Annotated in this window: 17 protein-coding genes and 1 pseudogene; 14 read left to right on the top strand and 4 right to left on the bottom strand. The window is 66.3% G+C overall.

The genetic code is table 11. The annotated features are described in order from the left end of the window. Positions 1-7: 7 nt before the first annotated feature. Both PARHAE_RS10690 and puuE read right to left on the bottom strand, forming a co-directional pair. The gene (locus PARHAE_RS10690) at positions 8-901 is read right to left on the bottom strand and encodes a bifunctional allantoicase/(S)-ureidoglycine aminohydrolase (protein WP_126154599.1); all 894 of its coding nucleotides are present in this window, start codon (positions 899-901) and stop codon (positions 8-10) included. Then, on the bottom strand, positions 898-2,304 hold the full coding sequence (gene puuE / locus PARHAE_RS10685) for an allantoinase PuuE (protein ID WP_126154598.1): 1,407 nt from the start codon (positions 2,302-2,304) through the stop codon (positions 898-900). The genes PARHAE_RS10690 and puuE overlap by 4 nt, the downstream gene beginning before the upstream one ends. 220 nt (positions 2,305-2,524) lie before the next feature. Between puuE and PARHAE_RS10680 the strand changes: the two genes are divergently transcribed. Genes PARHAE_RS10680 through PARHAE_RS10670 form a run of 3 tightly spaced genes read left to right on the top strand, consistent with a single transcriptional unit; the run spans position 2,525 to position 4,428 of the window. Then, entirely contained in the window at positions 2,525-3,826 is a 1,302-nt protein-coding gene (locus tag PARHAE_RS10680) for an NCS2 family permease (RefSeq protein ID WP_126154597.1), read from the top strand. Between the two features lie 31 nt (positions 3,827-3,857). After that, positions 3,858-4,142 carry a type II toxin-antitoxin system ParD family antitoxin gene (locus PARHAE_RS10675; protein WP_206436930.1) on the top strand — a complete coding sequence of 95 codons (285 nt, stop codon included), beginning with the start codon at positions 3,858-3,860 and terminating at the stop codon, positions 4,140-4,142. Then, entirely contained in the window at positions 4,135-4,428 is a 294-nt protein-coding gene (locus PARHAE_RS10670; RefSeq protein WP_164555215.1) for a type II toxin-antitoxin system RelE/ParE family toxin, read from the top strand. The genes PARHAE_RS10675 and PARHAE_RS10670 overlap by 8 nt, the downstream gene beginning before the upstream one ends. Before the next feature lie 3 nt (positions 4,429-4,431). Here PARHAE_RS10670 and bhcR read toward each other — a convergent pair whose 3' ends face one another. Then, the gene (bhcR, locus tag PARHAE_RS10665) at positions 4,432-5,232 is read right to left on the bottom strand and encodes an HTH-type transcriptional regulator BhcR (protein ID WP_126154595.1); all 801 of its coding nucleotides are present in this window, start codon (positions 5,230-5,232) and stop codon (positions 4,432-4,434) included. A 185-nt stretch (positions 5,233-5,417) separates the two neighbouring features. Between bhcR and bhcA the strand changes: the two genes are divergently transcribed. From bhcA to PARHAE_RS10625, 8 genes are all read left to right on the top strand, one after another. After that, positions 5,418-6,605 carry an L-aspartate--glyoxylate aminotransferase BhcA gene (gene bhcA, locus PARHAE_RS10660; RefSeq protein ID WP_126154594.1) on the top strand — a complete coding sequence of 396 codons (1,188 nt, stop codon included), beginning with the start codon at positions 5,418-5,420 and terminating at the stop codon, positions 6,603-6,605. Next, on the top strand, positions 6,605-7,564 hold the full coding sequence (bhcB, locus tag PARHAE_RS10655) for a beta-hydroxyaspartate dehydratase BhcB (RefSeq protein ID WP_126154593.1): 960 nt from the start codon (positions 6,605-6,607) through the stop codon (positions 7,562-7,564). Before bhcA ends, bhcB begins: the two co-directional genes overlap by 1 nt. A gap of 11 nt (positions 7,565-7,575) precedes the next feature. Continuing rightward, entirely contained in the window at positions 7,576-8,739 is a 1,164-nt protein-coding gene (bhcC, locus tag PARHAE_RS10650) for a 3-hydroxy-D-aspartate aldolase BhcC (protein ID WP_126154592.1), read from the top strand. Continuing rightward, the gene (bhcD, locus tag PARHAE_RS10645; protein WP_126154591.1) at positions 8,740-9,702 is read left to right on the top strand and encodes an iminosuccinate reductase BhcD; all 963 of its coding nucleotides are present in this window, start codon (positions 8,740-8,742) and stop codon (positions 9,700-9,702) included. It begins immediately after the preceding gene. Positions 9,703-9,737: 35 nt separating this feature from the next. Further along, a complete protein-coding gene (locus tag PARHAE_RS10640) occupies positions 9,738-11,216 on the top strand; it encodes a nucleobase:cation symporter-2 family protein (RefSeq protein ID WP_126154590.1) in 1,479 nt (492 codons plus the stop codon). Further along, on the top strand, positions 11,200-12,549 hold the full coding sequence (locus PARHAE_RS10635; protein ID WP_126154589.1) for an 8-oxoguanine deaminase: 1,350 nt from the start codon (positions 11,200-11,202) through the stop codon (positions 12,547-12,549). The genes PARHAE_RS10640 and PARHAE_RS10635 overlap by 17 nt, the downstream gene beginning before the upstream one ends. A gap of 174 nt (positions 12,550-12,723) precedes the next feature. Beyond that, positions 12,724-13,077 carry a hydroxyisourate hydrolase gene (uraH, locus tag PARHAE_RS10630; RefSeq protein ID WP_126154671.1) on the top strand — a complete coding sequence of 118 codons (354 nt, stop codon included), beginning with the start codon at positions 12,724-12,726 and terminating at the stop codon, positions 13,075-13,077. A 3-nt stretch (positions 13,078-13,080) separates the two neighbouring features. Continuing rightward, positions 13,081-14,343, top strand: a complete 1,263-nt coding sequence (locus PARHAE_RS10625) for a urate hydroxylase PuuD (protein ID WP_420899401.1) — start codon at positions 13,081-13,083, stop codon at positions 14,341-14,343. A gap of 42 nt (positions 14,344-14,385) precedes the next feature. Here PARHAE_RS10625 and PARHAE_RS10620 read toward each other — a convergent pair whose 3' ends face one another. Further along, positions 14,386-15,279: a LysR family transcriptional regulator gene (locus tag PARHAE_RS10620; protein WP_126154588.1), complete on the bottom strand. Its 894-nt coding sequence runs from the start codon at positions 15,277-15,279 to the stop codon at positions 14,386-14,388. A 114-nt stretch (positions 15,280-15,393) separates the two neighbouring features. On the opposite strand from PARHAE_RS10620, the gene xdhA reads away from it, so the two are divergent. The 3 genes and pseudogenes from xdhA to xdhC all read left to right on the top strand — a co-directional run. After that, on the top strand, positions 15,394-16,845 hold the full coding sequence (gene xdhA / locus PARHAE_RS10615) for a xanthine dehydrogenase small subunit (protein ID WP_126154587.1): 1,452 nt from the start codon (positions 15,394-15,396) through the stop codon (positions 16,843-16,845). Position 16,846: 1 nt separating this feature from the next. Further along, a complete protein-coding gene (gene xdhB, locus PARHAE_RS10610; protein ID WP_126154586.1) occupies positions 16,847-19,153 on the top strand; it encodes a xanthine dehydrogenase molybdopterin binding subunit in 2,307 nt (768 codons plus the stop codon). Beyond that, positions 19,150-19,827: pseudogene (gene xdhC, locus PARHAE_RS21670) on the top strand (xanthine dehydrogenase accessory protein XdhC); the annotation flags it as partial. The gene xdhB and the pseudogene xdhC, both read left to right, overlap by 4 nt. Positions 19,828-19,835 lie beyond the last annotated feature (8 nt).

Genomic DNA, 19,835 nt, shown 5'->3' with positions numbered 1-19,835 from the left:
CTTTCGCCTATCTGTTGGGCCACATCGGCGCGTGGCGGTTCACGTCCTTGTAAAGCAGATACCGGAACGGCCCCGGCCCGCCCGCATAGCAGGCCTGCGGGCAGAAGGCGCGCAGCCACATGAAATCGCCGGGGCCCACCTCGACCCAGTCGCGGTTCAGGCGATAGACGGCCTTGCCCTCCAGCACGAACAGGCCGTGTTCCATCACATGGGTTTCCGCGAAGGGAATGGATCCGCCCGGCTTGAAGGTCACGACGGTGATGTGCATGTCGTGGCGCAGGTCGGCCGGGTCCATGAAGCGCGTGGTGCCCCAGGCGCCGTCCGTGTCGGGCATCATGGACGGCGCGATGTCCTGTTCCTGGGCGATGATCGGGTCGGGGCGCCTGACGCCCTCGACCGGCTGCCAGCGCTTGCGCCACCAGTGGAACCCGGTGTTGCCGGGGGTGGTGTTCTTCACGGACCAGATGGTGCCGGGGGGCACATAGGCGAAGCCGCCCGGACGCAGCAGATGCTCGGCGCCGTCGATGGTGACGGACATCTCTCCGCCGGTGACGAACAGGGCGTGCTGGATTTCCGGGTCGTCGTCGGGGTTGTCCGATCCGCCGCCCTCGGCCAGTTCGACGATGTACTGGCTGAAGGTTTCGGCGAAACCGGACAAGGGGCGCGCGATCATCCACATGCGCATCCCCGTCCAGCCGGGCAGATAGCTGGTCACGATATCGCGCATCACGGTGCGGGGGATGACCGCATAGGCTTCCGTAAAGACGGCGGTGTCGGTGGTCATCCCGGTCTGCGGCGGCAGGCCGGCGACCGGCCCGGCATAGGGCACGCGGTTGGGCTGGGCGACGGGGACTTCGGCGATGTCGCCGGTCGGCGCGCCGGCGGGGGGAAGATCGTTCATTTCAGGGCCTCTTTCAGGCGAAGCTCGCCGATTCGCGCGACCTGGCGTTCGGCCTCGGCGCGTTCGGTGGGGGTGTCGTTGTCGATGCGGGCCTGCATGGCGCGCATGATGCCGGGCTTGTCATGGTCGCGCACGGCGATGATGAAGGGAAAGCCGTGCTTGGCGACATAGGCGTCGTTCAGGCGGGTGAAGGTGGCGCGTTCCTCGTCCGTCAGGCTGTCGAGGCCCGCGCTGGCCTGTTCGGCGGTGCTGTCGGCGGTCAGGCGCTTGGCCTGCGCCAGCTTGCCCGCCAGATCCGGGTGGGCGTTCAGAACGCCCAGCCGTTCCTCGTCCGAGGCGCTGCGGAACACCTGCGCCATGCGCGCGGCAAGCCCCGCCGCGCTGTCATGGACCGCGCCCATCTCGCCGTCCCAGACGCGTTCGGCGATCCAGGGGGAATGTTCGTAGATGCCGCCGAATTTCTGGACGAAGCTGTCGCGATCCATCTCGGACGGGCGTTGGCGCGGCTGCCAGGGATGCACCTCGGCCCAGTGGCGCGCGATGTCCAGGCGGCTGGCGAACCAGACGCCTTCATGCGCGCGGCAGTGGTCCAGGAACCGCTGGATCGCCATGGCCCGGCCCGGACGCCCGGCAAGGCGGCAATGCAGGCCGACGCTCATCATCTTGGGCGCGCCCGCCTGGCCTTCTGCATAAAGCACGTCGAAGCTGTCGCGCAGGTAATCGAAGAATTCGACCCCGGTGCCGAAGCCCTGGCCGCTGGAGAACCGCATGTCGTTGGCGTCCATCGTATAGGGCACCATCAGCTGCGGTCTGCCATTGTGGACATGCCAATAGGGCAGGTCGTCGGCGATGGTGTCGGCCAGGTATTCGAAGCCGCCTTCCTCGCAGCCAAGCGCCACCGTGTTCATGGACGTGCGGCCCTGATAGAAGCCGCGCGGGCGTTCGCCGGTGACGGCGGTGTGCAGGGCTATGGCCTGGGCGATGTGGTCGGCCTCGACCTCGCGCGGGATGTCCTTGTAGTCGATCCATTTCAGCCCGTGGGTCGCGATCTCCCATCCGGCGGACTTCATCGCGGCGACCTGTTCGGGGCTGCGTTCCAGCGCCGTGGCGACGCCATACACGGTGACGGGGATGTCCTTCAAAAGCCGGTGCAGCCGCCAGAACCCGGCCCGCGCGCCATAGTCATAGATCGATTCCATGTTCCAGTGCCGCTTGCCCGGCCAGGGCTGGGCGCCGATGATTTCGGACAGGAAGGCCTCGCTGGCGGCGTCGCCATGTTCGATGCTGTTCTCGCCGCCTTCCTCGTAGTTGACGACGATCTGCACCGCGATCCGGGCGCCGCCGGGCCATTGCGGGTCGGGGGTTGTTTCTCCATATCCTCGCAGGTCGCGGCTATAGCGCATGGGGCATCCTTTCCGTGGCGGCATTGCCACAGCAAACCGCGCGACGGCCTGCGCGGCAAGCGGGCAGTGGCACAATTCTGTATCAACGAATCGGAAAAGATCGCCTGCGCTTTCAAATGACCATTGAAAGACTTGCGGGCTGGGGCCGATTGTTGCGTCCGTCACGGCCCCCGTAAGCTGCGCGCATGGCGGCCGGAGGAAGCCGCGCGGGAGGGAACCCATGGAACGCTACTTCAAGCTGTCGCAGCATGGCAGCACTGTCAGGACGGAGGTGATCGCCGGAATCACCACCTTCCTGACGATGGCCTATATCATCTTCGTCAACCCCGACATCCTGTCGACCACGGGGATGGACCGCAACGCCGTGTTCATCGCCACCTGCCTGGCTGCCGCCATCGGCTCGGCGGTGATGGGGCTGTGGGCCAACTGGCCGATCGGCATGGCGCCGGGCATGGGCCTGAACGCCTTTTTCGCCTTTACCGTCGTCGGCGCCATGGGCTTCACCTGGCAGCAGGCATTGGGCGCGGTCTTCATCAGCGGCATCATCTTCCTGATCCTGTCGGCTACCGGCATCCGCCGCTGGCTGGTGGCGGGGATCCCGCTGTCGATGCGCAGCGGGGTCGCCGCCGGGATCGGCATGTTCCTGGGCATCATCGCGCTGAAATCCTCGGGCATCGTGGTCGGCAGCGAGGCGACGCTGGTCGCCTTGGGCGACCTGACCAACGCGGGCACCCTGCTGGCGATCCTGGGCTTCTTCATCATCGTGGCGCTGGACGCGCTGCGGGTGACGGGGGCGATCCTGATCGGCATCCTGGTGGTCACGGTCGCGTCGATCCTGCTGGGCGTCAGCCAGTTCGGGGGCGTGATGTCGATGCCGCCATCCATCGCGCCGACACTGCTGCAACTGGATATCATGGGGGCGCTGCATTACGGCATCTTCCACGTCATCCTGGTCATGGTCCTGGTCGAGGTCTTCGACGCCACCGGCACGCTGATCGGCGTCGCCAAGCGCGCGGGCCTGCTGAAGGAAGGCCCGGCCCATACCAATCCCGGCCTGTCGCGCGCGCTGATGGCGGATTCGACCGCGATCACCGTCGGCTCGATGCTGGGCACGTCGTCGACCACCGCCTATGTCGAAAGCGCGTCGGGCGTGCAGGCGGGCGGGCGCACCGGGCTGACGGCCCTGGTTGTGGCGCTGCTGTTCCTGCTGGCGATGTTCTTCGCGCCGCTGGCCGGATCGGTGCCCGCCTATGCCACCGCGCCCGCGCTGCTGTATGTGGCGACCCTGATGGTCCGCGAACTGGCCGAGATCGCCTGGGAGGACGTGACCGAGGCCGCCCCCGCCGTCCTGACCGCCCTGGCGATGCCCTTTACCTATTCCATCGCCAACGGCCTGGCCTTCGGCTTCATCAGCTATGCGGTGATCAAGCTGCTGACCGGCAAGGCGTCGCAGGTGCACCTGGCGACCTGGATCGTGGCGGCGCTGTTCGTGATCAAGTTCGCGTTCTTCGGGGGGCATTGATGGACAGGCTTTGACAAGGATTGTAGGCTTCGTGTCAGAACACGGAGCCTGCGCCATGCATGTATCGCTGACGGAAAAGCTGGAAGACTATGTCCGCCGGAAGGTCGCCTCGGGCCTTTACAACAACGCCTCCGAGGTGATCCGAGAGGCGCTGCGCCTGAAGATCGCCACCGAGGAAAGCGACGAGGCCAGGTTGCAACGGTTGCGCGAGGCGATTGAACCTGCTTGGCAAGAGGCAGAGCGCGGGGAGCTGGCGCCCTTCGACATGGACATGATCCTGTCCGAACTCGATGGGGAAAACCGGAAGCGTGCCTGACTTGCTGATTTCGTCGCTGGCACGAGAGGATTTGAAAGGCATCGGCCGCTATAATCAGCAGAACTGGGGCGTGGCACAGCGGAACAACTATCTCGGCGATTTTGCGACGATGTTCGACCGAATACGGGATGGCGCTGTTGCGGGCCAGCAGCGGTCCGCCATCCGTCCGGGCGTCATGTCCTGCCGCTGCAACCGCCATGTCATCTTCTTCCGCCGCGACCCTGTCGGGACCGTGGAAATCCTGCGCATCCTGCATCAGCGCATGGATTTCCAGCGGCACCTTTAGGGTTCAGCCCCCCATCGCCGCAGACAGTTCCGCCGCCGCCGCCGCCACGACCGCACCCAGCGTCTTGACGTGTTCATGCCCGATCCGGTGGGTCGGGCCGCTGACGCTGACGCCTGCGATCGCCTCTCCGGTCAGGTCGAAGACCGGGGCGGCGATGCAGCGCATTCCGCGCGATTTTTCCTCGTCGTCGAAGGAAAAGCCGCGGGCGCGGATGCGGGCCATGTCCTCGGACAGGGCATCGGGCGTGGTCAGCGTGCGGTCGGTGAACCGTGTCAGGCCGGGACCGTCCAGATAGCCGCGCAGAATCTCGGGGCGGCCGAAGGCCAGCAGCGCCTTGCCGATGCCGGACGCGTGCAGGGGCGACCGGGTGCCGGGCGGAAAGAAGGCGCGGATGGTTTCCTGCGTTTCGGCCTGGCTGACGAACAGCACCGCGTCGCCGTTCAGGATCCCCAGGTTCGCGGTTTCGCCGGTATGCTTCATCAGAGCTTGCAGGATCGGGCGGGCGCGTTCGACGATGCCCGACCGGCGCATGAAGGCAGACCCCAGCCGGAAGGTCGCGGGGCCGATGTTCCAGGCCTGCGTGGCCGGGTCGCTTTCCACCATGCCGCGCGCCGCCAGCGAATGCAGCAGGCGATGCACGGTCGAGGGCGACTGCTCCATCCGCTCGGCCACCTCGCTCAACGTCAGGCTGGGATGGGCGGCCAGCAGATCCAGCATGTCCAGCGCGCGGTCCAGCACCTGCACCGTGCCGCCTGTGTCCTTGGCGCTGCGGGGGCGGCCCCTGCGACGTGTCGGTTCTGACATTTTCGTCCCTTCCTAAAGAATACATATCCGAAAGCGCGAAAATCGTGGCGGCACCTTTGAAAAATGCCAAGTCCCTGAACTGCTCCGCTATTTCGGCTTTTATCGCCAAAATGGAAATGTTTTCCAGAAAAATTGTGGCATCTGGCCGCAGGGGGTATCCTGCGCTTATCAGAGGAGGAACAGCCATGACCAGCCAGAATCCCGTGTTCATTCCCGGCCCGACCAATATCCCCGAGGTGCTGCGCAAGGCCGTGGACATGCCCACGATCGACCATCGCAGCCCGGTCTTCGGGCGGATCCTGCATCCCGCGCTGGAGGGTGTGAAGAAGGTGCTGAAGACCACGCAGGGGCAGGTCTTCGTCTTCCCCTCGACCGGGACCGGCGGCTGGGAAACCGCGATCACCAACACGCTGTCGCCCGGCGACAAGGTTCTGGCGACCCGCAACGGCATGTTCAGCCACCGCTGGATCGACATGTGCCAGCGCCACGGGCTGGACGTTGAGGTCGTCGCCCAGGAATGGGGCGAGGGCGTTCCCGCCGACCGTTTCGAGGAAATCCTGACCGCCGACAAGGCGCATCAGATCAAGGTCGTCCTGGCCACCCATAACGAGACCGCGACCGGCGTGCGCAGCGACATCGCCGCCGTTCGCCGCGCCCTGGATGCGGCAGGCCACCCGGCGCTGTTGTTCGTGGACGGGGTTTCATCCATTGCGTGCTATGATTTCCGCATGGACGAATGGGGCGTCGATATTGCCGTGACCGGCAGCCAGAAGGGCTTCATGCTGCCCCCTGGCCTCGCCATCGTCGGCTTCTCGCCCAAGGCCATGGCGGCTGTCGAGACCGCGACGCTGCCGCGCACCTTCTTCGACATCCGCGACATGGCCAGGGGCTATGCCGCCAACGGCTATCCCTATACGCCGCCGGTCGGGCTGCTGAACGGGCTGAACGTCGCCTGCGACATGCTGCTGGACGAGGGGCTGGAGAACGTCTTCGCCCGCCACCACCGCATCGCCGAGGGCGTGCGCCGCGCGGTCGGGGCCTGGGGGATGCAGCTTTGCGCCAAGCGCCCCGAGCTTTATTCCGACAGCGTGAGCGCGATCCGCACGCCGGAAGGGTTCGACGCCAACAAGATCGTCAGCCACGCGCTGAACGCCTATGGCGTGGCCTTCGGGACCGGGCTTGGCGATGTTGCGGGCAAGGTGTTCCGCATCGGCCATCTGGGCAGCCTGACCGATGTCATGGCTCTGTCGGGCATCGCCACGGCGGAAATGGTCATGGCCGATCTGGGCCTGCCCGTGACGCTGGGCAGCGGTGTCGCCGCCGCCCAGGACCATTACCGCCACAGCGCCGCCGCCCTGCAAAAGGCCGCGTGATGAGGGACGCCATGGATATTCCCACTTACGAGGACATGCTGGCCGCGCATGACCGCATCCAGCCCTATATCCGCCGCACGCCGGTCCGCGTGTCGGATTACCTGAACGACCTGACCGGCGCGCAACTGTTCTTCAAATGCGAGAACTTCCAAGAGCCGGGGGCCTTCAAGGTCCGCGGCGCCGCCAACGCGGTCTTCGGCCTGGACGAGGCGCAGGCGGCCAAGGGCGTTGCCACGCACAGCTCGGGCAACCACGCGTCCTGCCTGTCCTATGCGGCGATGCGCCGGGGGATCCCCTGCAACGTGGTCATGCCGCGCACCGCGCCGCAGGCCAAGAAGGACACCGTGCGCCGCTATGGCGGGGTCATTACCGAATGCGAACCGTCCACCAGCTCGCGCGAGGCGACCTTTGCGCAAGTTCAGGCGGCGACCGGCGGCGATTTCGTCCACCCCTACAACGACCCGCGCGTGATCGCCGGGCAGGGCACCTGCGCGCGCGAGTTCATGGAGCAGACCGACGGGCTGGACATGGTTGTGGCGCCCATTGGCGGCGGCGGCATGATCTCGGGCACCTGCCTGACGCTTTCCACGCTGGCGCCCGAGGTGAAGGTGATCGCGGCGGAACCGGAACAGGCCGACGACGCCTATCGCAGCTTCAAGGCGGGCCATATCATCGCCGACGACGCACCCAAGACCATCGCGGACGGGTTGCTGGTGCCGCTGAAGGATCTGACCTGGCATTTCGTCAGCAACCACGTGTCCGAGATCTACACCGCATCCGACGCGGAAATCATCGACGCGATGAAGCTGATCTGGAAGCATCTGCGCGTCGTGATGGAGCCAAGCAGCGCCGTGCCGCTGGCGACCATCCTGAAGAACAAGGACGCATTCGCCGGCAAGCGCGTCGGCATCATCATCACCGGCGGCAATGTCGATCTCGACAAGCTGCCCTGGATCTAAGGAGCGCCACCATGAACGCACCCGTGAACTTCGACAATCTGGAAGTCGGCTTCGACGTGCCCGCGCTGCCGGGCATGGACGAGGCGGACATCCAGACGCCCTGCCTGATCCTGGATCTGGACGCGCTGGAGCGCAACATCAGGAAGATGGGCGATTACGCCAAGGCGCATAACATGCGCCACCGCAGCCATGGCAAGATGCACAAGTCGGTGGACGTGCAGAAATTGCAGGAATCCCTTGGCGGCGCCATCGGCGTCTGCTGCCAGAAGGTCAGTGAAGCCGAGGTCTTTGCCCGTGGCGGCATCAAGGACATTCTGGTCAGCAACCAGGTCCGCGACGCGGCCAAGATCGACCGTCTGGCGCGGATGCCCAAGCTGGGCGCGACCGTGACGGTCTGCGTCGATGACGTGGCGAACGTGGCCGATCTGTCGGCGGCGGCGCAAAAGCACGGCACCGAACTGGGCGTCTTCGTGGAAATCGACTGCGGCGCAGGGCGCTGCGGCGTCAAGACGACGCCCGAAGTGGTCGAGATCGCCCAGGCCGTCGCCGCCGCGCCGAACCTGACCTTCAAGGGCATCCAGGCCTATCAGGGCGCGATGCAGCACATGGACAGCTATGACGACCGCAAGGCCAAGCTGGACGCCGCTATCGCGCAGGTCAAGGATGCGGTGGACGCGCTGAAGGCCGAGGGGCTGGAGCCGCAGTTCGTTTCCGGCGGCGGCACCGGCAGCTATTATTTCGAAAGCAATTCGGGCGTTTACAACGAATTGCAGTGTGGCAGCTATGCCTTCATGGATGCCGACTATGGCCGCATCCACGACAAGGACGGCCGCCGCATCGACCAGGGCGAATGGGAAAACGCGCTGTTCATCCTCACCTCGGTCATGTCCCACGCCAAGCCGCATCTGGCGGTGGTGGACGCGGGCCTCAAGGCGCAGTCGGTCGATAGTGGGCTGCCCTTCGTCTATGGCCGCACGGATGTGAAATACATCAAGTGCAGCGACGAACACGGCGTGGTCGAGGATCCGAACGGCGTCCTCAAGGTCAACGACAAGCTGCGGCTGGTGCCGGGCCATTGCGATCCGACCTGCAACGTCCATGACTGGTATGTGGGCGTCCGCAACGGCAAGGTGGAAGCCCTGTGGCCGGTGTCCGCGCGCGGGAAAGCCTTCTGAATGTGGGTCGTTCCTGAATCCGAGATCGCCGGGCTGATGACCCCCGAGGCCGCGTTCGACGCGGTCGAGGCGGTCTTCGCCGCCATGGCGCGGGGGGATGCCCGCAACTTCCCCGTCGTGCGCGAGGCCATCGGGCACGAGGATGCGCTTTACGGCTTCAAGGGCGGCTTCGACGGGGCGGGCATGACGCTGGGGTTGAAGGCCGGGGGATATTGGCCGAACAACGCGGGTCACGGGCTGATCAACCATCAGTCCACCGTGTTCCTGTTCGACCCGGATACGGGACGCGTGTCGGCAGCGGTCGGAGGGAACCTGCTCACCGCCCTGCGCACGGCGGCGGCAAGCGCGGTCAGCAGCAAATACCTGGCGCCGCAAGGCGCCAAGGTGCTGGGCATGATCGGGGCGGGCCACCAGTCCGCCTTCCAGATGCGCGCCGCCGTGCGCTTCGGCAATTTCGAGAAGGTCATCGGCTGGAACCCGCATCCCGACATGCTGACCCGCCTGGCCGACACCGCCGCCGAGCTGGGCCTGCCGTTCGAGGCCGTGGACCTGCCGACCCTGGGCGAACAGGCGGACGTGATTGTCAGCATCACCTCGGCCTTTGAGCCGCTTCTGCTGGACGGTCACGTCAAGGGCCCGACCCATATCGCGGCCATGGGCACCGACACCAAGGGCAAGCAGGAGCTGGACCCCGCCCTTGTCGCCCGTGCGCGCCTGTTTACCGACGAAGTTGCCCAATCGCTCAGCATCGGTGAATTCCAGCACGCGGCGGCGCAGAAACTGATTTCCGAAAGCGATGTCATCCCCTTGGGTCAGGTCATCACCGGCCAGCACGAGGGACGCGGCAATGCAGAGATCACCATCTTCGACGGCACCGGCGTGGGCTTGCAGGATCTGGCCGTCGCGAGGGCCGTGGTCGAACTGGCGAAAGAACAGGGAAAGGCCACCAAGGTCGAGATCTGAACAAAACAAGGCAGCCGTGGAAAGGGAGGTCCGCAATGTCTGATGCAACCTATCAGGGGGGCGTTCATCCGGTGGATGAACTGCTGCCCGCGCCCAAGCTGCTGACGCTTGGGTTCCAGCATGTGCTGGTCATGTATGCGGGCGCCATCGCGGTGCCGCTGATCGTGGGCCGCGCGCTGAACCTGCCGCCCGAGGAGGTGGCGTTCCTGATTTCCGCCGACCTGTTCGTCTGCGGCATCGTGTCCATCATCCAGAGCCTGGGCGCGACCCAGTGGTTCGGCATCAAGCTGCCGGTGATGATGGGCGTGACCTTCGCCTCGGTCGGGCCGATGGTGGCGGTCGCCACCTCGACGCCGGGGCATGAAGGCGCGCGGGCGCTGTTCGGCGCCATCATCGCGGCGGGCGTGATCGGCATCGTCATCGCGCCGTTCATCTCGAAGATGCTGCGGTTCTTTCCGCCGGTGGTGACGGGCACGCTGATCCTGACCATCGGCATCAGCCTGATGCCCATCGGCATCAACTGGATCTTCGGCCTGCAAGCCGGTCCGACCGCCCCGAAGATCGTCGACCCCGAAGCCGCCGCCTGGCTGGAGACCGCCCGCGCGGCGGGCAATGTCCCCGCCAGCGTGACCCTGGCGCCGACGGTGCAGAACCCGCTTTATGCCGCGGGGCAGAACATCCTGATCGCGGTGCTGGTGCTGGGCACGATCCTGCTGGTGTCGAAATTCGCGCGCGGTTTTCTGTCGAACATCGCCGTGCTGGTGGGCATCGTCGTCGGCGGCGTGGTCGCGGCCTTGCTGGGCATGATGAGCTTCGACAAGGTGGGCGCGGCGGAATGGTTCGCGGTCATCAAGCCGTTCCATTTCGGGATGCCGACCTTCGACCCGATCATGATCGCCACGATGGTGCTGGTCATGCTGGTCACGCTGATCGAATCCACGGGCATGTTTCTGGCGCTGTCCGACATCTGCAAGAAGCCGCTGGAGCAGAAATCCCTGGCCGCCGGCCTGCGCGCGGATGGGCTGGGAACCGTGATCGGCGGGATCTTCAACACCTTCCCCTATACGTCGTTTTCCCAGAACGTCGGCCTTGTCGGCGTGACGGGCATCCGGTCGCGCTTCGTCTGCGTGGCGGGGGGCGCGATCATGATCGTGCTGGGGCTGATCCCGAAGATGGGCGCCTTGGTGGAATCGCTGCCGACGACCGTTCTGGGCGGCGCGGGGCTGGTGATGTTCGGCATGGTCGCGGCGACCGGCGTGCGGATTCTGGCGCGGGTCGATTTCGCGACCAACCGGCACAACCTGTTCATCGTCGCGATCTCGGTGGGCATGGGGATGATCCCGCTGGTGGCGCCGAACTTCAACCAGTGGATGCCGCACGCGATCCACCCGCTGATCCATTCCGGCATCCTGCTGGCGGCGATCACGGCGGTGATCCTCAACTGGTTCTATAACGGCGCGGCCCATGTGGACGAAGCCGCGATCCGCGAGGCGGGCCATGTCGCGGACCACTAGAACGCTGATCCGGGGCGCCGAGGTCGTCGTCACCATGGACGACGCCCGGCGCGAGATCCGGGGCGGCGATGTCCTGGTCGAGAATGGAAAGATCGTCGCGGCGGGTGAAAACCTGCCGCGCGACGGCGCCGAGGTGGTCGATGCCTCGGGCTGCGTGGTCACGCCGGGGCTGGTCAACACCCATCATCACCTGTTCCAGACCCTGACCCGCGCCGTGCCCGCGGCCCAGGACGCCGCGCTGTTCGGCTGGCTGCGCACGCTCTATCCCATCTGGGCGCGGATGACGCCCGACGACATCCGCTTGTCGGCCGAAGTGGGCCTGGCGGAACTGGCCCTGTCGGGCTGCACCTGTTCGTCGGACCACCTGTATCTTTACCCCAACGGGTCGCGCCTGGACGACAGCATCGAGGCCGCGCAAAAGATCGGCATCCGCTTCACCGCCACGCGCGGAGCCATGTCGATCGGCGAAAGCAAGGGCGGGCTGCCGCCGGATTCGCTGGTCGAGGACGAGGCCGCGATCCTGCGCGACAGCGAACGCGTGGTGGACGCCTTCCACGACGCGGGCGAGGGCGCGATGGTGCAGGTGGGACTTGCGCCCTGTTCGCCCTTCTCGGTCAGCCGCGAGTTGATGCGCGACGCGGCGATCCTGGCGCGGGAGAAGGGCGTGCGCCTGCATACCCACCTGGCCGAGAATGACGAGGACATCCGCTATTCCCTGGACAATTTCGGGATGCTGCCGGGCGATTACGCGGAAAGCCTGGGCTGGACCGGCGACGACGTGTGGCACGCCCATTGCGTCAAGCTGTCGGCCCCGGAAATCGACCTGTTCGCCCGCACCGGCACCGGGGTCGCGCATTGCCCCTGTTCCAACGCCCGGCTGGCCAGCGGCATCGCCCCGGTCCGGGCGATGCGGGATGCGGGGGTGCCGGTCGGCCTTGGCGTGGACGGATCGGCCAGCAACGATTGCAGCCATCTGGGGCTGGAGGCGCGGCAGGCCATGCTGGTCGCGCGGCTGCGCGACGGTCCCGCCGCGATGGGCGCGCGCGAGGCGCTGGAGATCGCGACTCTGGGCGGGGCGCGGGTGCTGGGGCGGTCCGACATCGGGGCGTTGAAGCCGGGGATGCAGGCCGATCTGGTGCTGTGGGATGTGTCGGACCTGCCTCTGGCCGGGCAATGGGATCCGGTCGCGGCGCTGATCTTCTGCGCTCCGGTGCGACCGCGCGCGGTCTATGTCGCGGGCCGGGCGGTGGTTGACGATCACCGGCTGCTGACTGCCGACCCGCGCGATCTGCGGGCGCGCGCCGAAAAGGCCGTCGCGCGTCTGGCGGGGTAGCAGGGGGGCTGTCTGCCCCCCCCACGCGCCTTGCGCGTTCCCCCCCGAGGATATTTGTCCAAGGCAAAGCGCATTTTCTACGGAATCTTGAGACTACCTTGCTTATGGTCCCTCTCGTGCGGACGCGAGGGGATCGGTTATCAGGAAAACCACGATAATGAGGGGAGGGCGATGATGCCAGGATACCTGACCACCCATGTGCTGGACACGGCGCGCGGCAAGCCCGCCGAAGGGATGGAGGTGGTGCTGTTCCGTCTGGAGGGCGGGCAGCGGACCGAGCTTGCGCGGCTGCGCACCAACCACGACGGCCGCACCGACAGCCAGATCCTGCCGCAGGCGGATTTCGCGACCGGCACCTATGAGCTGGAATTCCACGCCGGGGCCTGGATGGACGCGACCGGGGTGGACCCGGAAAGCCCGCGTTTCCTGGACGTGATTCCGATCCGCTTCGGCATGTCGCGGGACGACCACTATCACGTCCCGCTGCTGGTATCGCCTTTCGGCTATTCGACCTATCGGGGAAGCTGAGCCATGCTGCACCTGATCCCCGACCATATCGTCATCTGGGAATGGCTGGCCTTCGCCATCCGCTGGACCCATGTCATCACCGCCATTGCCTGGATCGGATCGTCCTTCTATTTCGTGGCGCTCGACCTGGGCCTGACCAAGGCGCCGGGTCTGCCCAAGGGGGCCCATGGCGAGGAATGGCAGGTCCATGGCGGCGGCTTCTACCACATCAACAAATACCTGGTCGCCCCCGAACGGATGCCCGAGCATCTGACCTGGTTCAAATGGGAAAGCTACATGACCTGGATCAGCGGCGCGGCGCTGCTGATGGTCACCTATTGGGCCGGGGCGAACCTATATCTGATCGACACCGCCAAGGCGGATCTGGCGACCTGGCAGGCGATCCTGATTTCGGCCGGGTCGCTGGCGCTTGGCTGGCTGATCTATGACACGCTGTGCAAGTCCAAGCTGGGCGAGACGCCGACGGTGCTGATGCTGCTTTTGTTCGTGGCGCTTGTGGTGATGGGCTGGGGCTATACGCAGGTCTTCACGGGCCGCGCGGCGCTGCTGCATCTGGGGGCGTTTACCGCGACGATCATGACCGCCAACGTGTTCTTCATCATCATGCCGAACCAGCGGATCGTCGTGGCGGATCTGAAGGCCGGGCGGGCGCCCGATCCGAAATACGGCAAGATCGCCAAGCTGCGGTCGACGCACAACAACTATCTGACGCTGCCGGTCATCTTCCTGATGCTGTCGAACCACTATCCGCTGGCCTTTGCCAGCCAGTACAACTGGCTGATCGCGGCGCTGATCTTCCTGATGGGGGTCACGATCCGGCATTTCTTCAACACCATGCACGCCCGCAAGGGGATGCTGTGGTGGACCTGGGCGGTGACCGTGGTGCTGTTCATCATGGTGATTTGGCTGTCCTCGGCCGGGTTGAACCAGGATACCCTGGAACAGGCCGAGGCGCGGGCCATGACCCCGGTCGAACGGAAATTCGCCGATGCCGAGGGCTTCGGCGCCGTCAGTGACGTGGTTCTTGGCCGCTGTTCCATGTGCCACGCGCGCGAGCCCGTGTACGAAGGCATCCTGCACGCCCCCAAGGGGGTGTTCCTGGAAACGCCGCAGGACATCGCGAAACACGCGCTGGAAATCTATGTCCAGGCGGGTCTGACCGACGCCATGCCCCCCGCCAATGTCAGCTTCATGGAACCGCAGGAGCGGGCGCAGGTTATCCGCTGGTTCCGGTCGGCGGGTGGGGCCAGCCTGGCAGGGCTGTAGCGGACCGCAAAGAACCATGGCCCCCGCGAGGGGCCGTTTTCATCAGAACACCTTTTTCAGTTCCCGCACCGCGAAATCCGCGAACATCCTGACCTTGGGATCCTGCAACCGCCGGTGCGGGGTCAGGCAGCCGAACTGGGCGGGCAGGGGGCGGTTCCGGGGCAGAACCTCGATCAGCCGCCCGGCCTGAAGGTCCGCCGCGACCTCGTACAGCGGGCGGTTGGCAATGCCTTCGCCGCCAAGCGCCCAGGCGGTCAGCACGTCGCCGTCGTCGGTGTCGAAGCGCCCGCCGACCATCATCTTGCGCGGCCCGTCCTCGTCCTGAAGCACCCAGAAATATTCCGGGCTGCGCGGATAGCGCAGCAACAGGCAGTTGTGGCCCGCCAGATCCTCTGGCACCTGCGGGGTGCCGCGCTGCGCCAGGTAATCGGGCGAGGCCACCAGGACGCGCGGACAATCGGCGATCTTGCGCCATTTCAGCGCCGAATCGGTGGGTTCACCCAGGAAGAAGGCCAGGTCGATGGCGTCTTCCACGATGTTGACGTTGCGGTCCGACAGCCGCAGCCGGAAATCCACGCCGGGGTTTTCGGCGCAGAAGGGCGGGATCAGCGGCGCGATCAGCCGCCGCCCCAGGCCCAGCGGCGCGGTCAGGCGGATCACCCCCTGCGGACGGCCCGAGAAACTGGACACAAGCGCCTCGGCCTCGTCCAGCGTGTCGATCACGCGGCGGGCGTTGTCATAGAAGGCGCGGCCGATCTCGGTCGGGGTCAGCTTGCGGGTGGTGCGGTTCAGCAGCCTGACGCCGAAGCGGTTTTCCAGATCCTTGATGCGATTCGACGCAACTGCCGGGGAAAGCCGCAGATCCCTGCCGCCCGCGGTGATCGACCCCAGTTCGACCACCCGGACGAAGACGCGCAGGCTTTCAAGATAGGACATGGGTGATAGGCCGCTTTCAAGGATTCGTGTAAAGTCTTCCGGGTCGGCACGGATTTCGCAACATTTATTTTCGCCATACCTTTTCCTACGGGTCCACAGCCACAAAGGAACGCCATGACACCCGCGCTGCGCTTTTTGCTGAACGGCCGCCCGGTCGAACTGACCGCAGTCGGGGCGTCCGACACGCTGCTGGATTTCCTGCGCATCGACCGGCGCCTGACCGGCACCAAGGAAGGCTGCGCCGAGGGCGATTGCGGCGCCTGCACGGTGCTGGTGGGGCGGCTGGCCGACAACAGGCTGGTCTATGAGCCGGTGAACGCCTGCATCCGGTTCCTGGCCTCGCTGCACGGCTGCCATGTGGTGACGGTGGAACATCTGCGCGGGCCGGACGGCGGGCTGCATCCGATCCAGGCGGCGATGGTGGAATACCATGGCAGCCAGTGCGGCTTCTGCACGCCCGGAATCGTGATGGCGCTGTACGGGTTGTGGATGTCGAACCCCGACGCGGGCGTGACCGAGATCGAAACGGCGCTTCAGGGCAACATCTGCCGCTGCACGGGGTATGAGCCGATCATCAAGGCCGCCCTGGCCGCAGGCCGCGCGGGCGGGCAGGCGGCGGATGCCCTGGCGGTCGAACGCGAGGCGGTGGCCGCAACGCTGCGCGACATGACGGGCGAACGGGTCGAACTGTCCAAGGGCAGCGAACGCGCCATCATTCCCGCCGATGTGGACGATCTAGCGGCGGTGCTGGAGGCCGAGCCGAAGGCCACGATCATCGCGGGCGCGACGGACGTGGGCCTGTGGGTCACGAAGTTCATGCGCGACATTTCCCCCGCCGTGTTCATCGGCCACCTGATGAAGGGCAAGCGCGTCGAGGATGGCGAAATCCGCCTGGGCGCGGGCGTGACTTACAGCGAGGCCGCGCCCCTGATCCGCCAGCATATCCCCGCCGCATACGATTATTGGCTGCGTATCGGCGGCTGGCAGGTGCGCAACATGGGCACCATCGGCGCGAACATCGCCAACGGATCCCCCATCGGCGACACGCCGCCGCTGCTGATCGCGCTTGGCGCACGGATCGTGCTGCGCAAGGGCGGGGCGCGGCGCGAGGTGGCCTTGCAGGACTATTTCATCGAATACGGGCGTCAGGACCGCGCGCCCGGCGAATTCGTGGAGGAAGTCGTCATCCCGATCCGCCCGGACGCCCGGATCGCCGCCTACAAGATCAGCAAGCGCCGCGACAGCGACATCACCGCCGTCGCCGCCGGTTTTTGCCTGACGGTTGAAAATGGCACCATCACGGATGCCCGCGTGGCCTTCGGTGGCATGGCGGGCATCCCGAAGCGCGCAACCAGGGCCGAAGCCGCGCTGACCGGCCAACCCTTCGCCCGCGAGACCTTCGAGGCCGCCGCCCGTGCCGTGGCCGACGACTTCCAGCCGCTGTCCGACTGGCGCGCCAGCGCCGATTACCGCCGCACCGTGGCCGCCAACCTGTTCCGCCGCTTCTGGCTGGAGCAATCCGAACCGGGCCTGCCCGTCCGCCTGACCCAGGCCGTAGGAGCGTGACATGAAAGACGACACCACCATCCGCGGACAGGCGCATCAGGACACCATCCACGACAGCGCCATCAAGCACGTCACCGGCCGCGCCGACTATACCGACGACCTGGTCGAGCCTTACGGCCTGCTGCACGCCTATCTGGGCCTGTCGCAATGCGCCCATGGCCGCATCACCGGCATGGATTTCAACGAAACTCTGGCGATGCCCGGCGTGGTCGGCGTCCTGACCGCCAAGGACATTCCCGGCGTCAACGATGTCTCGCCGAACGGCAAGAACGACGACCCGATCTTCGCCGAGGACGAGGTGCTGTTCTGGGGCCAGCCGGTCTTTGCCGTGATCGCGGAAACCCGCGACCAGGCGCGGCGCGCGGCGCACAAGGCGCGCATCAGCTATGACGTGCTGCCCCACGCACTGGACCCCCTGGCCGCGCGCGATGCGGGCATGGGCTATGTGACCGATCCCCTGACGCTGAAACGCGGCGATGCCGATGCGGGCATGGCGGCCTCCCCCCGGCGCGTCAAGGGCCGCTTCAATATCGGCGGGCAGGACCACTTCTACCTGGAAGGCCAGATCGCCATGGCCATTCCGGGCGAGGACGAGGACGTAACCATCAACGTCTCGACCCAGCACCCGTCCGAGGTGCAGCACATGGTGGCTCATGTTCTGGGCTGCCGGAACAACGCGGTGGTGGTGAACGTGCGGCGGATGGGCGGCGGCTTCGGCGGCAAGGAAACGCAGATGAACCTGTTTTCCTGCGTCGCCGCCATCGCCGCGAAACGCTGGAACCGCGCGGTGAAGATCCGCCCCGACCGCGACGACGACATGACCGCCACCGGCAAGCGCCACGATTTCGTCGTGGATTACGAGGTGGGCTTCGACGATGACGGCAAGATCCTGGCGGTGCAGGGCGACTGGTATGCCCGCTGCGGCTTTTCGGCGGATCTGTCCGGCCCGGTCACGGATCGCGCGCTGTTCCATTGCGACAACGCCTATTTCTACCCGGATGTGCGCGTCAGCAGCCATCCCATGAAGACCCACACCGTCAGCAACACCGCCTTCCGGGGTTTCGGCGGGCCGCAGGGGGTGATCGTCGCGGAACGCATGGTCGAGGAGATCGCCTATGCCCTGGGCCTCGATCCGCTGGAAGTGCGCAAGCGCAACCTTTATAAGAACGGCCAGCTGACCCCCTATCACCAAGAGGTCACCGACCAGATCCTGCCCCGCATCTTCCAGGAGCTTGAGGAGAGCAGCGATTACCATGCCCGTCGTCTGGCCGTGCTGGACTGGAACGCGAAGGGCGGCGTGATCCGCAAGGGCATCGCCCTGACCCCGGTGAAGTTCGGCATCAGCTTCACCGCGACCTGGTTCAACCAGGCGGGCGCGTTGATCCATGTCTATAACGACGGCTCCATCGCGCTCAACCATGGCGGCTGCGAGATGGGGCAGGGTCTGAACACCAAGGTCGCCCAGGTCGTGGCCGAGGCCTTCCAGTGCGACATCGGCCAGATCAAGATCACCCGGACGACCACCGAAAAGGTGCCCAACACCTCGGCCACCGCCGCGTCCTCGGGGACCGACCTGAACGGCATGGCGGCGCTGGACGCGGCGGAACAAATCAAGGCGCGGCTGGTCGACTTCGTGGCAGAACGCTGGCAGCAGCCCAGGGACGCAATCCGCTTCGTGCCGGGCCATATCCGCGCGGGCGATCACGAGATCCCCTTCACCGAGGTGATCGCGGCGGCCTATATGGCGCGGATCCACCTGTCGGCGGCGGGCTTCTACAAGACCCCCAAAATCCACTGGGACCGGGCGACCGGACGGGGCCGGCCCTTCTATTACTACGCCTATGGCGCGGCGGTGTCCGAGGTTTCGGTCGACACGCTGACCGGCGAATACGTCATCGACCGCACCGACGTGATCCATGATGTCGGGCGCAGCCTGAACCCCGCCATCGACAAGGGCCAGGTCGAGGGTGCTTTCGTCCAGGGCGCGGGCTGGCTGACCACCGAGGAATTGTGGTGGGACGACAAGGGCCGTCTGCGCACCCATGCGCCGTCCACCTACAAGGTGCCGCTGGCATCGGACCGGCCGCGCGTCTTCAACGTGCGTCTGGCCGACTGGTCGGAAAACAGCGAACGCAGCATCAAGCGGTCCAAGGCCGTGGGCGAGCCGCCCTTCATGCTGGGCATCAGCGTGTTCGAGGCGATCAACATGGCCGTGGCCTCGTTCAGCGATTACCGCGAACACCCCCGGCTGGACGCCCCGGCCACGCCTGAACGCGTGCTGATGGCGATCGAGGCGCTGCGGAAATGATCCGCGTCCGGGTCATATCGGCCCGCGGATCCACCCCGCGCGACGCCGGGGCCGAGATGTTCGTCGGCCCCGCATCGGTCGAGGGCACCATCGGCGGCGGCCAGCTGGAATACATGGCCATCGACCGCGCGCGGCAGATGCTGGCCGCCGGAGAGGCCGAGGCGGGGATGGACATCCCCCTGGGGCCAGAGATCGGCCAATGCTGCGGCGGCCGGGTGGTCCTGCATCTGGATCGCCAGGGGCCGACGCCCGAAGATCACCCTGACGTGCTGGTGTTCGGCGCGGGCCATGTCGGGCGCGCCTTGGCGCTCGCGCTGCACCCTTTGCCGGTCGACGCCACCCTGATCGACAGCCGCCCCGAGGAACTGGCCCAGACCGCCCCCGGCATCTCTACAAAGTTGACCCCCTTGCCCGAGGCCGAGATCCGCGCCGCCCGCCCCGGCAGCGCCGTTGTGATCCTGACCCATGACCATGCGCTGGATTTCCTGCTGGCGGCCGAGGCGCTGTCGCGGGGCAACCTGTCCTATGTCGGCATGATCGGCAGCGCCACGAAGCGGGCCCAGTTCACCCGCTTCGTCAGGGCGAAGGGCATCGACCCCGCGCCCCTGATCTGCCCCATCGGCGCGGGCTTCACCCATGACAAACGCCCGGCGGTCATCGCCGCCTTCACCGCCGCCGAACT

It is taken from the genome of Paracoccus haematequi (assembly GCF_900631945.1).
GTDB classification, from domain to species: domain Bacteria; phylum Pseudomonadota; class Alphaproteobacteria; order Rhodobacterales; family Rhodobacteraceae; genus Paracoccus; species Paracoccus haematequi_A.
Note: the sequence above shows the minus strand (reverse complement) of the source record. Positions and strands in the feature narration are given on the sequence as shown.

Coding starts and splice junctions, on each gene's coding strand:
- PARHAE_RS10690 (WP_126154599.1), bottom strand. CDS start 901: ATGAACGATCTTCCCCCCGCCGGCGCGCCGACCGGCGACATCGCCGAA.
- puuE (WP_126154598.1), bottom strand. CDS start 2,304: ATGCGCTATAGCCGCGACCTGCGAGGATATGGAGAAACAACCCCCGAC.
- PARHAE_RS10680 (WP_126154597.1), top strand. CDS start 2,525: ATGGAACGCTACTTCAAGCTGTCGCAGCATGGCAGCACTGTCAGGACG.
- bhcR (WP_126154595.1), bottom strand. CDS start 5,232: ATGTCAGAACCGACACGTCGCAGGGGCCGCCCCCGCAGCGCCAAGGAC.
- bhcA (WP_126154594.1), top strand. CDS start 5,418: ATGACCAGCCAGAATCCCGTGTTCATTCCCGGCCCGACCAATATCCCC.
- bhcB (WP_126154593.1), top strand. CDS start 6,605: ATGAGGGACGCCATGGATATTCCCACTTACGAGGACATGCTGGCCGCG.
- bhcC (WP_126154592.1), top strand. CDS start 7,576: ATGAACGCACCCGTGAACTTCGACAATCTGGAAGTCGGCTTCGACGTG.
- bhcD (WP_126154591.1), top strand. CDS start 8,740: ATGTGGGTCGTTCCTGAATCCGAGATCGCCGGGCTGATGACCCCCGAG.
- PARHAE_RS10640 (WP_126154590.1), top strand. CDS start 9,738: ATGTCTGATGCAACCTATCAGGGGGGCGTTCATCCGGTGGATGAACTG.
- PARHAE_RS10635 (WP_126154589.1), top strand. CDS start 11,200: ATGTCGCGGACCACTAGAACGCTGATCCGGGGCGCCGAGGTCGTCGTC.
- uraH (WP_126154671.1), top strand. CDS start 12,724: ATGCCAGGATACCTGACCACCCATGTGCTGGACACGGCGCGCGGCAAG.
- PARHAE_RS10625 (WP_420899401.1), top strand. CDS start 13,081: ATGCTGCACCTGATCCCCGACCATATCGTCATCTGGGAATGGCTGGCC.
- PARHAE_RS10620 (WP_126154588.1), bottom strand. CDS start 15,279: ATGTCCTATCTTGAAAGCCTGCGCGTCTTCGTCCGGGTGGTCGAACTG.
- xdhA (WP_126154587.1), top strand. CDS start 15,394: ATGACACCCGCGCTGCGCTTTTTGCTGAACGGCCGCCCGGTCGAACTG.
- xdhB (WP_126154586.1), top strand. CDS start 16,847: ATGAAAGACGACACCACCATCCGCGGACAGGCGCATCAGGACACCATC.